This window comes from Enterobacter cloacae complex sp. ESBL7, from assembly GCF_041679625.1.
Taxonomy (GTDB): Bacteria; Pseudomonadota; Gammaproteobacteria; order Enterobacterales; family Enterobacteriaceae; genus Enterobacter; species Enterobacter asburiae_B.
Window position 1 is genome coordinate 101,044 of record NZ_JBGORN010000004.1, and the last position, 13,873, is coordinate 114,916.

The 13,873-nt window shown below is 57.8% G+C and carries 13 protein-coding genes and 1 riboswitch; of the genes, 8 read left to right on the forward strand and 5 right to left on the reverse strand.

Annotated features, from left to right (window positions below; genetic code table 11):
• Nucleotides 1-12 precede the first annotated feature (12 nt).
• Together glnE and hldE are read left to right on the forward strand one after the other, a co-directional pair.
• Entirely contained in the window at nucleotides 13-2,871 is a 2,859-nt protein-coding gene (gene glnE, locus ACERY3_RS16470) for a bifunctional [glutamate--ammonia ligase]-adenylyl-L-tyrosine phosphorylase/[glutamate--ammonia-ligase] adenylyltransferase (RefSeq protein ID WP_139153172.1), read from the forward strand.
• A 40-nt stretch (nucleotides 2,872-2,911) separates the two neighbouring features.
• Nucleotides 2,912-4,342: a bifunctional D-glycero-beta-D-manno-heptose-7-phosphate kinase/D-glycero-beta-D-manno-heptose 1-phosphate adenylyltransferase HldE gene (hldE, locus tag ACERY3_RS16475; RefSeq protein WP_048979123.1), complete on the forward strand. Its 1,431-nt coding sequence runs from the start codon at nucleotides 2,912-2,914 to the stop codon at nucleotides 4,340-4,342.
• A 118-nt stretch (nucleotides 4,343-4,460) separates the two neighbouring features.
• Here the strand turns inward: hldE and ubiK are convergent, their stop codons facing one another.
• The gene (ubiK, locus tag ACERY3_RS16480; protein ID WP_348597936.1) at nucleotides 4,461-4,757 is read right to left on the reverse strand and encodes a ubiquinone biosynthesis accessory factor UbiK; all 297 of its coding nucleotides are present in this window, start codon (nucleotides 4,755-4,757) and stop codon (nucleotides 4,461-4,463) included.
• 119 nt (nucleotides 4,758-4,876) lie between these two features.
• A riboswitch (FMN riboswitch) is annotated at nucleotides 4,877-5,027 on the forward strand.
• 106 nt (nucleotides 5,028-5,133) lie between these two features.
• On the opposite strand from ubiK, the gene ribB reads away from it, so the two are divergent.
• Nucleotides 5,134-5,787 carry a 3,4-dihydroxy-2-butanone-4-phosphate synthase gene (gene ribB / locus ACERY3_RS16485; protein ID WP_010435670.1) on the forward strand — a complete coding sequence of 218 codons (654 nt, stop codon included), beginning with the start codon at nucleotides 5,134-5,136 and terminating at the stop codon, nucleotides 5,785-5,787.
• A gap of 32 nt (nucleotides 5,788-5,819) precedes the next feature.
• Here the strand turns inward: ribB and zupT are convergent, their stop codons facing one another.
• Nucleotides 5,820-6,593: a zinc transporter ZupT gene (gene zupT, locus ACERY3_RS16490; RefSeq protein WP_033146665.1), complete on the reverse strand. Its 774-nt coding sequence runs from the start codon at nucleotides 6,591-6,593 to the stop codon at nucleotides 5,820-5,822.
• Between the two features lie 196 nt (nucleotides 6,594-6,789).
• On the opposite strand from zupT, the gene ygiD reads away from it, so the two are divergent.
• A complete protein-coding gene (gene ygiD / locus ACERY3_RS16495) occupies nucleotides 6,790-7,578 on the forward strand; it encodes a 4,5-DOPA dioxygenase extradiol (protein ID WP_058841727.1) in 789 nt (262 codons plus the stop codon).
• A 92-nt stretch (nucleotides 7,579-7,670) separates the two neighbouring features.
• Here ygiD and ACERY3_RS16500 read toward each other — a convergent pair whose 3' ends face one another.
• From ACERY3_RS16500 to tolC, 3 genes are all read right to left on the reverse strand, one after another.
• Nucleotides 7,671-8,831: a glutathionylspermidine synthase family protein gene (locus tag ACERY3_RS16500; RefSeq protein WP_032659903.1), complete on the reverse strand. Its 1,161-nt coding sequence runs from the start codon at nucleotides 8,829-8,831 to the stop codon at nucleotides 7,671-7,673.
• Nucleotides 8,832-8,833: 2 nt separating this feature from the next.
• A complete protein-coding gene (locus ACERY3_RS16505; protein ID WP_029740695.1) occupies nucleotides 8,834-9,502 on the reverse strand; it encodes a DUF1190 family protein in 669 nt (222 codons plus the stop codon).
• 192 nt (nucleotides 9,503-9,694) lie between these two features.
• Nucleotides 9,695-11,173 (reverse strand): outer membrane channel protein TolC, encoded by a 1,479-nt coding sequence (tolC, locus tag ACERY3_RS16510; RefSeq protein ID WP_058841726.1) that lies wholly within the window; start codon nucleotides 11,171-11,173, stop codon nucleotides 9,695-9,697.
• Between the two features lie 204 nt (nucleotides 11,174-11,377).
• Here tolC and nudF point away from each other — a divergent pair, with 204 nt between their 5' ends.
• Genes nudF through yqiA form a run of 4 tightly spaced genes read left to right on the forward strand, consistent with a single transcriptional unit; the run spans nucleotide 11,378 to nucleotide 13,865 of the window.
• Nucleotides 11,378-12,010 carry an ADP-ribose diphosphatase gene (gene nudF / locus ACERY3_RS16515; RefSeq protein ID WP_039263006.1) on the forward strand — a complete coding sequence of 211 codons (633 nt, stop codon included), beginning with the start codon at nucleotides 11,378-11,380 and terminating at the stop codon, nucleotides 12,008-12,010.
• Nucleotides 12,007-12,429 carry a DUF1249 family protein gene (locus ACERY3_RS16520; RefSeq protein ID WP_003862516.1) on the forward strand — a complete coding sequence of 141 codons (423 nt, stop codon included), beginning with the start codon at nucleotides 12,007-12,009 and terminating at the stop codon, nucleotides 12,427-12,429. The genes nudF and ACERY3_RS16520 overlap by 4 nt, the downstream gene beginning before the upstream one ends.
• Nucleotides 12,430-12,456: 27 nt before the next feature.
• Nucleotides 12,457-13,284 (forward strand): 3',5'-cyclic-AMP phosphodiesterase, encoded by an 828-nt coding sequence (cpdA, locus tag ACERY3_RS16525; RefSeq protein WP_024906493.1) that lies wholly within the window; start codon nucleotides 12,457-12,459, stop codon nucleotides 13,282-13,284.
• Nucleotides 13,284-13,865, forward strand: a complete 582-nt coding sequence (gene yqiA, locus ACERY3_RS16530; protein WP_008502976.1) for an esterase YqiA — start codon at nucleotides 13,284-13,286, stop codon at nucleotides 13,863-13,865. The genes cpdA and yqiA overlap by 1 nt, the downstream gene beginning before the upstream one ends.
• Nucleotides 13,866-13,873 lie beyond the last annotated feature (8 nt).

A 13,873-nucleotide genomic window follows, 5' to 3' on the forward strand; every position in this document is an offset into this window, starting at 1 on the left:
CAAGGAACCCCTATAATGCCGCTTTCTTCACCGTTACAGCAGCAGTGGCAGACCGTTTGCGAACGTCTGCCTGAGTCATTACCGGCGTCATCGTTAAGCGAGCAGGCGAAGAGCGTGCTCGCCTTCAGTGATTTTGTGCAGGAAAGCATCACCGCCAACCCGGACTGGCTGGCAGAGCTTGAGAACGCGCCGCCGCAGGCGGACGAGTGGCGGCATTACGCCGGCTGGCTGCAAACCGCACTCGAAGACGTTGCGGATGAAGCCACGCTGATGCGCGTCCTGCGCCAGTTCCGCCGTCGGGTGATGGTGCGCATTGCCTGGGCTCAGGCGCTGGAACTGGTGAGCGAAGAGAGCACGCTGCAGCAGTTAAGCGAGCTGGCGCAAACGCTGATTGTCGCCGCGCGCGACTGGCTCTACGCCGCCTGCTGTAAAGAGTGGGGCACGCCGTGCAGCGAGGAAGGGGTTCCTCAGCCGCTGCTGATTCTGGGGATGGGCAAGCTGGGCGGCTGCGAGCTGAACTTCTCCTCCGACATCGACCTGATTTTTGCCTGGCCCGAGAACGGCTCCACGCGCGGCGGCCGTCGCGAGCTCGACAACGCCCAGTTCTTTACCCGCCTCGGCCAGCGTCTGATTAAGGCGCTGGATCAGCCGACGCAGGACGGTTTTGTTTACCGCGTGGACATGCGCCTGCGCCCGTTTGGCGACAGCGGACCGCTGGTGCTGAGCTTTGCCGCGCTGGAGGATTACTACCAGGAGCAGGGGCGCGACTGGGAGCGCTATGCGATGGTTAAAGCGCGGATCATGGGCGACAGCGACGACGCTTACGCCAACGAGCTGCGCGCCATGCTGCGCCCGTTCGTATTCCGTCGCTATATCGACTTCAGCGTGATCCAGTCCCTGCGTAATATGAAAGGGATGATCGCCCGTGAGGTGCGCCGTCGTGGTCTGAAGGACAACATCAAGCTCGGCGCGGGCGGCATCCGCGAAATCGAATTTATCGTTCAGGTCTTCCAGCTTATTCGCGGTGGCCGTGAGCCGTCCCTGCAGTCCCGCTCGCTGTTACCGACGCTGAGCGCCATCGAGCAGCTGCACCTGCTGCCGGACGGCGACGCGCAAACCCTGCGCGAGGCCTATCTTTTCCTGCGTCGTCTGGAAAACCTGCTGCAAAGTATCAACGACGAACAGACCCAGACCCTGCCGGGCGATGACCTTAACCGGGCGCGCCTGGCCTGGGGCATGCGCGTGGACGACTGGGCGGCGTTAACCGAACGGCTGGACGCCCACATGGCGGGCGTGCGCCGCATCTTTAACGAGCTGATCGGTGATGACGAAAGTGAATCGCAGGAAGATGCCCTTTCCGAGCACTGGCGCGAGCTGTGGCAGGACGCGCTCCAGGAAGATGACACCACGCCGGTGCTGACGCACTTAACCGACGACGCGCGCCATCGCGTGGTGGCGCTGATCGCTGATTTCCGTCTTGAGCTGAACAAACGCGCCATCGGCCCGCGCGGCCGTCAGGTGCTGGATCACCTGATGCCGCACCTGCTGAGCGAGGTCTGCTCGCGGGCGGACGCGCCGGTGCCGCTGTCGCGCATGATGCCGCTGCTGAGCGGGATCATCACGCGTACCACGTATCTGGAACTCCTGAGCGAGTTTCCGGGGGCACTGAAGCACCTGATTACGCTCTGCGCCGCGTCGCCGATGGTGGCCAACAAGCTGGCGCGTTACCCGCTGCTGCTGGATGAGCTGCTCGATCCGAACACGCTGTATCAGCCCACGGCGACGGATGCCTACCGGGACGAGCTGCGTCAGTATCTGCTGCGCGTGCCGGAAGAGGACGAAGAGCAACAGCTGGAGGCGCTGCGCCAGTTTAAGCAGGCGCAGATGCTGCGCGTGGCGGCGGCTGACATCGCCGGAACGCTGCCGGTGATGAAAGTGAGCGATCACTTAACCTGGCTTGCAGAGGCGATCATCGACGCCGTGGTCCATCAGGCGTGGGTGCAGATGGTGGCGCGCTACGGCCAGCCGAAACACCTGGCCGAACGTGAAGGACGCGGCTTTGCGGTCGTGGGGTACGGCAAGCTTGGCGGCTGGGAGCTGGGATACAGCTCCGATCTGGATTTAATCTTCCTGCACGACTGCCCGGTTGACGTAATGACCGACGGCGAGCGTGAGATTGACGGGCGTCAGTTCTACCTGCGCCTGGCGCAGCGCATCATGCACCTGTTCAGCACCCGCACCTCGTCGGGCATTCTGTATGAAGTGGATGCCCGTCTGCGTCCGTCCGGCGCGGCGGGCATGCTGGTGACCTCAACGGAATCCTTCGCCGATTACCAGAAGAATGAAGCCTGGACGTGGGAGCATCAGGCGCTGGTGCGCGCTCGCGTGGTGTATGGCGATCCGCAGCTCAAAACGCAATTTGACGTCATCCGCAGGGAGGTTATGACCACCGTGCGTGATGGCAGCACGCTGCAAACGGAAGTGCGCGAAATGCGCGAGAAAATGCGCGCGCATCTCGGCAATAAACACCGCGATCGCTTTGATATTAAAGCCGACGAGGGCGGGATTACCGATATTGAGTTCATTACCCAGTATCTGGTGCTGCTGCACGCCCACGACAAGCCGAAGCTGACGCGCTGGTCCGATAACGTGCGCATTCTGGAGCTGCTGGCGCAAAATGACATCATGGACGAGCAGGAGGCGCAGGCTTTAACCCGCGCCTACACGACGCTTCGCGATGAGCTTCATCACCTGGCGCTGCAGGAGCAGCCGGGGCACGTGGCGCTGGACTGTTTTGCTCATGAACGTGCTCAGGTAACGGCCAGCTGGCAGAAGTGGCTGGTGGAACCGTGCGTAACAAATCAAGTGTGATATTATCGCGCGCAAATTGTGAATCTTTCTGGAGTCAGGAATGAAAGTAACACTGCCAGAGTTTGAACGTGCTGGGGTAATGGTTGTTGGGGATGTGATGCTGGATCGCTACTGGTATGGGCCTACAAGCCGCATCTCTCCGGAAGCACCGGTACCGGTGGTTAAGGTCGACACCATTGAAGAGCGTCCCGGCGGCGCGGCAAACGTGGCGATGAACATTGCCTCTCTGGGCGCGCAGTCGCGTCTGGTGGGCCTGACCGGCATCGACGATGCGGCGCGCGCGCTGAGCAAGTCGCTGGCGGACGTGAACGTGAAGTGCGACTTCGTTTCTGTTCCGACCCACCCAACGATTACGAAACTGCGCGTGCTGTCGCGCAACCAGCAGCTGATCCGCCTCGACTTTGAAGAAGGGTTCGAAGGCGTTGATCCTGAGCCGCTGCACGAGCGTATCAACCAGGCGCTGGGCAATATTGGCGCGCTGGTGCTGTCCGACTACGCCAAAGGCGCGCTGGCGAGCGTGCAAACGATGATTCAGCTAGCGCGTAAAGCCAACGTGCCGGTGCTGATCGACCCGAAAGGGACCGATTTTGAGCGCTATCGCGGCGCGACGCTGCTGACGCCAAACCTCTCCGAGTTTGAAGCGGTGGCGGGTAAGTGCAAAACCGAGGACGAACTGGTTGAGCGCGGCATGAAGATCATTGCTGACTTCGAGCTGTCCGCGCTGCTGGTGACCCGCTCCGAGCAGGGGATGACGCTGCTGCAGCCGGGCAAAGCGCCGCTGCATATGCCAACCCAGGCGCAGGAAGTGTACGACGTGACCGGTGCCGGTGATACGGTGATCGGCGTGCTGGCGGCGACGCTGGCAGCAGGAAACTCGCTGGAAGAGGCGTGCTACTTCGCTAACGCCGCGGCGGGCGTGGTCGTCGGTAAACTTGGGACCTCAACCGTTTCGCCAATCGAGCTGGAAAACGCGGTGCGCGGTCGTGCGGATACCGGTTTTGGCGTCATGACCGAAGACGAGCTGAAGGTGGCCGTCGCCGCCGCGCGCAAGCGTGGTGAAAAAGTGGTGATGACCAACGGCGTGTTCGACATTCTGCACGCGGGCCACGTTTCGTATCTGGCGAACGCGCGCAAGCTGGGCGATCGCCTGATTGTGGCGGTTAACAGCGATGCATCGACGAAACGCCTGAAGGGCGAAACGCGTCCGGTGAACCCGCTCGAGCAGCGCATGATTGTGCTCGGCGCGCTGGAAGCGGTGGACTGGGTGGTGTCGTTTGAAGAAGATACCCCGCAGCGCCTGATTGCCGGAATTCTGCCGGACCTGCTGGTAAAAGGTGGGGATTACAAGCCGGAGCAAATCGCAGGTAGCGAAGAGGTCTGGGCGAACGGCGGCGAGGTGATGGTGCTCAACTTTGAGGACGGGTGCTCAACCACCAACATCATCAAGAAAATCCAGAAAGACAGTCAGTAAAAAAAAACGGGCCAGCTGGCCCGTTTTTTTATGTCGGGTGGCGGCTGCGCCTTACCCGACCTACGCGTTCATGTAGGCCCGGTAAGGCGTAGCCGCCACCGGGCACAACAGGCCGCACTTACTCCTGGTCGTCCACCGGTGGAATGGCCGGTGCCGGCTTCACTTCTTCCGGCGCATTGCGGTTTTCCAGCTCGCTCAGACGCTGTTCCAGCAGCGCCAGCTTCTCGCGGGTGCGCAGCAGAATCTGGGTCTGCACGTCAAACTCTTCGCGGCTGACTAAATCAAGGCGAACCAACTGCGCCTGGAGCGTCTGGCGGATTTTCTTTTCTACGTCATCACCAAATTCACGAATGCCTTTTGGCATAGATTCATGAACCTGACGCGCGATCTGCTCAATTTTTTTCGGGTCAATCATTGGCGTTTCCCTTGATGGAAAAGTGTTAGTGTCCATTGTAGCGCGTCATGCCCGGGGTAAACAAAATTGTTTGATGCTTATGCATTGCCCAGGATAATCAATAGCGTTATAGTTATCTCGCTTATTCTCAGGGCGGGGCGAAATTCCCCACCGGCGGTAAATCAGCGTGACGCTGAAAGCCCGCGAGCGCTTTGGGTGAAAACTCAAAGGTCAGCAGATCCGGTGTAATTCCGGGGCCGACGGTTAGAGTCCGGATGGGAGAGAGTAACGATCAAGTCGGGCATGGGCCCGCTCACGTTATCTTTTTGCCGCTTATACGGCGCTCCTAAGACTGCCCTGATTCTGGTAACCATAATGTTAATGAGGTTTTTTTACCATGAATCAGACGCTACTTTCCTCTTTTGGCACTTCAACTCAACGTGTTGAACATGCACTGGATGCACTGCGCGAAGGCCGCGGTGTGATGGTGCTTGACGATGAAAACCGTGAAAACGAAGGCGACATGATTTTCGCCGCCGAAAATATGACCGTTGAACAGATGGCGCTGACCATCCGTCACGGCAGCGGCATCGTATGCCTGTGTATTACCGAAGATCGTCGTAAGCAGCTCGAGCTGCCGATGATGGTCGAAAACAACACCAGCGCCTTTGGTACCGGTTTTACCGTGACCATTGAAGCTGCGCATGGCGTGACCACCGGTGTGTCTGCGGCTGACCGTCTGACCACCGTACGTGCAGCGATTGCTGATGGTGCGAAGCCATCCGATCTGCACCGTCCAGGCCACGTCTTCCCACTGCGTGCGCAGGCGGGCGGCGTGTTGACCCGCGGTGGTCACACCGAAGCGACGATCGACCTGGTGACGCTGGCTGGCTTCAAACCTGCTGGCGTGCTGTGCGAACTGACCAACGATGACGGCACCATGGCGCGCGCGCCGGAATGCATTACCTTTGCCCGCCTGCACAACATGCCGGTGGTCACGATTGAAGATCTGGTTGAGTATCGCCAGGCGCACGAGCGCAAAGCCAGCTGAAAATAAAAACGCCGGGATATCCCGGCGTTTTTTTACCCGATTCCTGCGGTCTGCAGCAGAACCAGACTTAATCCCATCACCGACATTCCGCACAGCACGCCATAGCTGGGGTTGTTGTTAGGATCGATCTCCTTCGCCAGCGGCATCAGTTCATCCACCGAAAGCGCAACCATGATCCCGGCTACCGCGGCCATAATCGCCGCCATCACCACCGGAGAGACCAGGCTACCAAGGATCAGCCAGGCCAGTACGCCGCCAAGGATTTCGGCCATCCCGGAAATGCCCGCCCAGAACACCGCGGTGCGTTTCGATCCCGTTGCGGCATACACGGGTCCGGCGACGGCCAGTCCTTCAGGAATATTGTGTAAGGCGACCGCCAGCGCGATGCCAAAGCCCATCTCAAGATTGCTGCTGGCCGTCACGTAGGTAGCGACCCCTTCCGGGAAGTTGTGCAGGCTGATGCCAAGCGTTAACAGCACGGCGGTACGCTTGATATTGCGCGGCATGGGCGTCACGTTTTTCTGCATTAAATCCTGCGGATGCGCGTGCGGTAGCATCCGATCGAGGGCAAAGTATCCCAGCAGGCCAAAGACAAACATGCCGTAGCCCAGCAGCGGAGACATGCCTTCTGTGCCCAATGCGGCAGGCAGCATCTCCATCAGGGAGATGAGCAGCATGATCCCGGCAGCAAAGCCCAGTGAGAAGGCCAGTACGCGGTTAGAGGGCTTTTGGCCGAGCACGCCGAGGAGCGCACCGATAAAGGTCGCGGCGCCCGCCAGTATGGTCAGGATCAGGGGGACTGACATGCATTGCTCCTTATGATAATCATTCTCATTAATATAAATGATTCATTTCTGGCAAAGCGAGGGTGAAAACCCGGCTTTACACATTCCTTACATTCAAATTTCCTGATGATGATCTTCACGCTTATCTGCGTTCATCTTTGCCGGATTGCGCGTAATGTAGCACCATTAAATTGACACCTTCTGTAAGGATATCACCATGACTTCTTCCCGTATGCCAGCCCTGTTTTTAGGCCACGGTAGCCCTATGAATGTTCTGGAAGACAACGTCTATACCCGCGCCTGGCGTCATCTGGGCGAGACGTTGCCGCGTCCGAAAGCGATCGTGGTGGTGTCTGCGCACTGGTTTACCCGCGGGACGGGCGTGACCGCCATGGAAGCGCCAAAAACCATTCATGATTTTGGCGGCTTCCCGCAGGCGCTGTACGACACGCATTATCCGGCCCCCGGCTCGCCTGAGCTGGCGCAAAAGCTGGTAGAGTTGCTGGCGCCTGTCCCTGTGACGCTGGATAAAGAGGCCTGGGGCTTTGACCATGGCTCCTGGGGCGTGCTGATTAAAATGTATCCTGACGCTGATATCCCGATGGTGCAGTTGAGTATCGACAGCACTAAACCGGCGGCCTGGCATCTGGAGATGGGGCGTAAGCTGGCAACCCTGCGTGATGAAGGCATCATGCTGGTGGCGAGCGGCAACGTGGTGCATAACCTGCGTACCGCACGCTGGCACGGTGAGAACACGCCGTACCCGTGGGCAACCTCTTTTAACGACTACGTCAAAGCGAACCTGACCTGGCAAGGCCCGGCTGAGGAGCATCCCCTGGTGAACTATCTGGATCACGAAGGCGGTTCGCTCTCTAACCCGACGCCGGAACACTTCCTGCCGCTGCTGTACATTCTTGGCGCGTGGGATGGTCAGGAGCCGGTTACGATCCCGGTCGACGGTATTGAGATGGGGAGTCTGAGTATGCTGTCGGTGCAGGTGGGATAATAAAAGCAAAACGGCAACCTCAGGTTGCCGTTTTTAGTGTTTGCACCCTCTCCCTGTGGGAGAGGGGCGGGGTGAGGGCATCAGGCCGCGGCCTATTCGACAAAAATGTGCGGATAAAAGCGTGACAGATCCTGCGTGATCAGCGCGCGATCTTCGCGAATGCCAATCCCGGCCGGCAGATCGTTAATGAGCCAACTGCCAATCAGGGTATAGCTGTCGCCAAATTTCGGCAGCTGATAGAACTCCTGGACGATCATCCCTTCTTCACCGTACGGCCCTTCAACCGCTTCCAGCGTCTTGCCGTTTTCGATAATCGAGACGTTTGCGCCTTCGCGGGAGAAGATCGGCTTAACGACGTATTTCTCCATTTGCGGGTAATCATCTTCCGCAAAATACGCTGGCAGCAGGTTCGGGTGGTTCGGGAACATCTCCCAGAGCATCGGCAGCAGGGCTTTGTTAGAGATAATGCTCTTCCAGGCCGGCTCCAGCCAGCGCACGCCAGCATCTTCCAGCTTGGTGGAAAACATCTCGCGCAGCATGTATTCCCACGGGTAGAGCTTGAACAGGTTGCTTATCACCTGGTCCTGCATATCCGTAAACTGACCTTTTTCACCCAGGCCGATATCCTCGATATAGAGGAACTCGGTCGCCACTTCCGCTTCGGCGGCGCAGTCCTGCAGATACTGAACCGTGCCACGGTCTTCTTCCGTGTCGCGGCAGCAGGCGAGATGGAGCAGGTTAAAGCCATGCTGTTCACGCAGCTCGGCAAAACGCTCAATCAGCTTTTCCTGCAGGCTGTTAAACTGGTCGCTGCCTTCCGGCAGGTTTCCGGCATTGGCCTGGTCTTCCAGCCAGATCCACTGGAAGAACGCCGCTTCATACAGAGAGGTTGGCGTATCGGCGTTGTTTTCCAGAAGCTTCGGTTCACCTTTGCCGTCCCACGCCAGATCCAGGCGAGAGTAAAGCGAAGGCTGATTCGTTTTCCACGACTGGCGCACAAAGCCCCATGTGTGCTTCGGAATGCGGAACTTTGCCATCAGCTCGTCGCTGTCGATGACCTTTTCCACGACCTTCAGGCACATCTGGTGCAGCTCGGCCGTCACCTCTTCCAGTTTTTCCACCTGAGCCAGCGTGAGCTTGTAATAGGCGTCTTCACACCAGTACGGCTCGCCGTACATGGTGTGGAAGTTAAAACCGTACTCGGTGGCTTTTTCGCGCCAGTCCGGGCGCTCGGTGATACTGACTCGTTCCATGATCAGCCGCCCATTGAGCGAGTAGAGGAGGTGCCTGTCGCACTACGCTGCATGCTGGTCTGCTTCGCCACAGATTCACCAAACCCGCCGCGGGTGATTGTGCTGGTCGTCGCAGGCTTCGGCGCCATCGCCGTTTTCGGAACGTTCACGGTGCGGCCAGGGGTCGCTGCGCCGTAGCCTTTGCCGCTGGCATCGGTATATTGACCGTAAGCCGGGCTGGCCGGGTTTTTCGAGCTAAACAGCGGCTGCTGCTGGTAGCCCGCACCGCCGCCCATCAGACGACCCATCATGTAGCCTGCCATCAGCGGCATCCAGAAGCTGCCGCTGGACTGAGCCTGCGCCTGATTTTCAGGTGCGGTGCCTGCCTGAGCCGGTGCCTGCTGGCACTGACCTTCACCAAACTCCGCCACGCAGTCTTCGCGTGAGGCATATTTCGGCGCAGTACGTTCCGCTTCTTTCAGCGCGCTGGTGTAAGCCGTTTTACATTCGGCGGCTTTGCCGGTTGCGGCGGAGCAGTCGTCTGCGTTTTGATACAGCGAAACCGTTTCGTCATTTTTCTCACAGCCTGCCAGCATAAAGACAGCCGTGACCGCCAGCGCAACAGGGGTGAGGTGACGCGCGTTCCAGCTCTTGCGGAACGAAGCGTGATTTATGGATTTTGTCCGTTTCATGTTTGTCTTCCAGGACCCAGTGGTAATAACGCTCAGGATAGAGGATGAGTGGTTGAAAATGAAGCGAAGAGGGGCGGAATCAGGGGGATCTTTACGTTGGCTTACGTTCGGATGTGATTCAGATGCGCCCCTTTCCCTGTGGGAGAGGGGCGGGGTGGAGGGCATCAGGCCGCAGTGGGCCTGATGACACTCTTAGTTACGGAACGGATTATTGCCTTTGCTGGCGGATGTAGCGGTACGCGCAGCGGCCGGCTGTGCCGCAGGGGTGTTGCTGTTAGCGTTGAAGTTATCAACCGCGGCAACCTGCTCCGGGTTCTCCGGCGCAACGCTGTCCGGAGAGGTGGAGACCGGTTTGCCCAGCGCGCTGTTCAGCATCTGCAGATCTTGCTCGTTCAGCGTACCCAGAGCCTGTTTGATGTTCAGCTGGTTAATCAGGTACTGGTAGCGCGCGCTGGAGAGCTGCTGTTTCGCGTTGTACAGCGTGGTGGTCGCGTCGAGCACGTCAACGATAGTACGTGTACCGACCGAGTAGCCCGCTTCCATCGCATCCAGAGAGCTCTGTGCAGACACAACGGCCTGTTTATAGGCGTTGATGCTGCTGATCGAGGCGTTCACGTTGTTGAAGGAGGAACGTACGGTCTGCACCACGTTGCGGTGGGCGCTTTCCAGCTGCTCGCTCGCGCCAACAAAGTTGTACTGCGCCTGTTTCACCTGAGAGTTGACCTGACCGCCCTGATACAGTGGCAGGGAGAAGCTCAGACCCACTTTATTCTGACCCATATTGCTGTCGTCATACTGGGACGTATTGGTTTTAGAGCCGCTGTAGGACGTATCAGAGACACCGGTAGACGCGCTCAGGCTCAGGGTTGGCAGATGGCCGTCCTGCGCCTGACGAATTTGCTCGCGGGCCAGGTCCTGGCTCAGACGCGCCTGCAGCAAACTCAGGTTGCGGTTTTCCGCCTCTTTCAGCAGGGCGTTAACGGCCTGCGGTTTATCCGTTTTAAAGCTGTCCACGTTCAGCGACGCCAGCTCAGGATAGTAATTCCCGGTGACCTGACGCAGGGATTCCAGCGCGTTGTCGAGGTTGTTACGCGCGGTCACTTCGTTAGCCAGCACGGTGTCGTACTGTGAACGGGCGTTCTGCACGTCGGTGATCGCGACCAGGCCCACGTTGAAACGCTGGGTGGTTTGATCTAACTGGCGGTAAATCGCCTGTTTCTGCGCTTCGGTGTAGGAGAGTGCATCAATCGCGCTCAGCACGTTGAAGTACGCCGTGGCGGTGTTCAGGATCAGCGTCTGCTGGTCGGTCTGATAGGTCACATCCTGGATACCCGCGCTCTTTTCCTGCAGGGTCAGGGCGCGCCATTTGGACATATCAAACAGCGTCTGTGTCAATTGCAGTGAGGCGCTGGTAGCATTGGAGTTTACGCCGTTAGCGTCGCGGAAACCGTTGCTGTAGGTATAATCTGCACCTAAACCTAACTGTGGCAGCAAGGGGCTACGCGCTTCGTTAATCTTTTCAAACGCAGCATCACGATCGGCCGCTGATTTACGTAAATCAGGGTTGCCCAGACGTGCCTGCTGGTAGACCTGTAACAGGTTTTCCGCCTGGCTCATTGCACTGAAGCCCGTCAGGCTCAGGCCGATAAGGATGGGGAGCAATTTCTTCATTTGCATTCCTTGTTGTGAAGCAGTATTAGCGCTGATCTAATTAAAAAATAATTGCCGATTCTAACAGAATCTTCCATACCAAAAGGTTGGCGTAACGTGCCATCTGGCGGTAATTTGCACCAATCTACCATATACCCTTACAAACGGCAGCCAAACAGCCTTGAAATTCACAATTTCATCACCATTGCTACCAGGACTCGACTCATGCAAAAAACAGAAAAGTTGCCCGTGACATTCGCCAAAAACGATGTAGAAATTATTGCACGAGAAACGCTTTATAGCGGTTTTTTTTCAATGGATCTTTACCGTTTCAGGCATCGCCTGTTTAACGGGGAAATGAGCGGCGAAATCAGACGCGAAATTTTTGAGCGCGGGCATGCGGCAGTCTTGCTACCCTTTGACCCAGTGCGTGACGAAGTTGTGCTGGTGGAGCAGATCCGCATCGCCGCTTATGACGTCAGTGAGAGCCCGTGGCTGCTGGAGATGGTGGCCGGGATGATCGAAGAAGGTGAGTCTGTTGAAGACGTCGCCCGTCGCGAGGCGCTGGAAGAGGCCGGACTGGTGGTGGGCCGTACAAAACCGGTGCTGAGCTATCTGGCAAGCCCGGGCGGTACCAGCGAGCGCCTGTCCATAATGGTGGGCGAAGTGGACGCCACGACGGCGGAAGGGATCCACGGTCTGGCAGATGAAAACGAAGATATTCGGGTTCATGTGGTGAGCCGGGAACAGGCTTATCAGTGGGTAGAAGAGGGGAAAATCGACAACGCAGCGTCTGTCATCGCCCTGCAATGGCTGCAGCTGCATTATCAGACATTACGAAACGAGTGGAAAAAATGAAGCGCTATACGCCTGACTTCCCAGAAATGATGCGCCTGTGCGAAACCAATTTCGCACAGCTGCGCCGCCTGCTGCCGCGAAACGACGCACCCGGCGAAACGGTAAGCTATCAGGTGAGCAACGCGCAGTATCGGTTAACGATAACAGAATCAACGCGCTACACTACGCTGGTGGAGATTGAGCAAACGGCACCCAGCATTAGCTACTGGAGCCTGCCGTCGATGACGGTGCGCCTCTATCACGACGCGATGGTCGCTGAAGTGTGTTCAAGCCAGCAGATCTTTCGCTTCAAGGCGCGGTATGATTACCCGAATAAAAAGTTGCATCAACGCGACGAAAAGCATCAAATTAACCAGTTTTTAGCCGACTGGCTAAGATATTGTTTAGCACATGGAGCAATGGCGATTCCGGTTTGTTAGCGTCATAAACCTACCTAAGGACACCATTTGGAAAGCCTGTTGAACCTGACTGTTGCTGGTGGGGCGCCAGTCAGGATATTACAAATCACCGATACCCACCTTTTTGCCGAAAAGCATGAAACGCTACTGGGGGTCAACACCTGGGAGAGTTATCAGGCGGTACTTAGCGCCATTCACGCTGAAAACCGTGCATGCGATCTGATTGTCGCAACGGGCGATCTGGCGCAGGATCAGTCCTCCGCGGCCTACCAGCATTTTGCTGAAGGCATCGCGAGCTTTAGTGTGCCTTGCGTCTGGCTGCCGGGAAACCATGACTTCCAGCCCGCCATGTACAGTTCTCTTCAGGATGCGGGAATTTCTCCGGCGAAATGTGTTTTTGCGGGTGAACAGTGGCAGATCCTGCTGCTCGATAGCCAGGTGTTTGGCGTCCCGCACGGTGAGTTAAGCGAGTTTCAGCTCGACTGGCTTGAGACCAAACTGGCTGCTGAACCTGAACGTCACACGCTGCTGTTGCTTCATCATCATCCTCTGCCGGCGGGCTGCAGCTGGCTCGATCAGCACAGCCTGCGCAACTCCGCGGCGCTGGATCGCGTGCTGGCGAAGTTCCCGCGGGTGAAAAATCTGCTGTGTGGACATATTCATCAGGAACAGGATCTCGACTGGAACGGGCGCCGCATGCTGGCGACGCCGTCGACCTGCGTTCAGTTTAAGCCGCACTGCGCCAACTTTACGCTTGACACCATCGCGCCAGGCTGGCGCTGGCTGGAACTGCATGCCGACGGCACGCTGACCACGGAAGTCTGCCGTTTGACCGGTGCAAAATTCCGCCCGGATACCGCTTCAGAAGGCTATTGATGTCTACGCTCCTTTATCTGCACGGATTCAACAGCTCGCCGCGCTCTGCAAAAGCGACACAGTTTCGCCAGTGGCTGAGCGAGCATCACCCCGACGTTGAGATGATTATCCCGCAGCTGCCGCCTTACCCGGCAGAGGCCGCGGAGATGCTGGAATCTATTGTGCTTGCGCACGGCGGCGAAACCTTCGGTGTGGTCGGTTCATCCCTGGGCGGGTACTACGCCACCTGGCTCTCACAATGCTTCATGCTGCCCGCCGTTGTGGTTAATCCGGCGGTACGGCCATTTGAGCTGCTGAGGGACTTTCTTGGCGAAAACGAGAACCCCTACACCGGGCAGCAATATGTGCTAGAGTCACGCCATATTTACGATCTCAAAGTTATGCAGGTCGACCCGCTTGAGGCACCGGATCTCATCTGGCTGCTGCAACAGACGGGTGATGAAGTGCTGGATTACCGCCAGGCAGTGGCGTATTACGCCTCCTGCCGCCAGACTATAGAAGAGGGCGGAAACCATGCTTTCACGGGCTTTGAGAATCATTTCACCCAGATTGTCGATTTTCTTGGACTGCACAGCCACTGACAATCAAT

Bases quoted from the DNA above. Each gene is read 5' to 3' on its own strand.
- hldE (WP_048979123.1), top strand. From the start codon at position 2,912: ATGAAAGTAACACTGCCAGAGTTTGAACGTGCTGGGGTAATGGTTGTT.
- ubiK (WP_348597936.1), bottom strand. From the start codon at position 4,757: ATGATTGACCCGAAAAAAATTGAGCAGATCGCGCGTCAGGTTCATGAA.
- ribB (WP_010435670.1), top strand. From the start codon at position 5,134: ATGAATCAGACGCTACTTTCCTCTTTTGGCACTTCAACTCAACGTGTT.
- zupT (WP_033146665.1), bottom strand. From the start codon at position 6,593: ATGTCAGTCCCCCTGATCCTGACCATACTGGCGGGCGCCGCGACCTTT.
- ygiD (WP_058841727.1), top strand. From the start codon at position 6,790: ATGACTTCTTCCCGTATGCCAGCCCTGTTTTTAGGCCACGGTAGCCCT.
- ACERY3_RS16500 (WP_032659903.1), bottom strand. From the start codon at position 8,831: ATGGAACGAGTCAGTATCACCGAGCGCCCGGACTGGCGCGAAAAAGCC.
- ACERY3_RS16505 (WP_029740695.1), bottom strand. From the start codon at position 9,502: ATGAAACGGACAAAATCCATAAATCACGCTTCGTTCCGCAAGAGCTGG.
- tolC (WP_058841726.1), bottom strand. From the start codon at position 11,173: ATGAAGAAATTGCTCCCCATCCTTATCGGCCTGAGCCTGACGGGCTTC.
- nudF (WP_039263006.1), top strand. From the start codon at position 11,378: ATGCAAAAAACAGAAAAGTTGCCCGTGACATTCGCCAAAAACGATGTA.
- ACERY3_RS16520 (WP_003862516.1), top strand. From the start codon at position 12,007: ATGAAGCGCTATACGCCTGACTTCCCAGAAATGATGCGCCTGTGCGAA.
- yqiA (WP_008502976.1), top strand. From the start codon at position 13,284: ATGTCTACGCTCCTTTATCTGCACGGATTCAACAGCTCGCCGCGCTCT.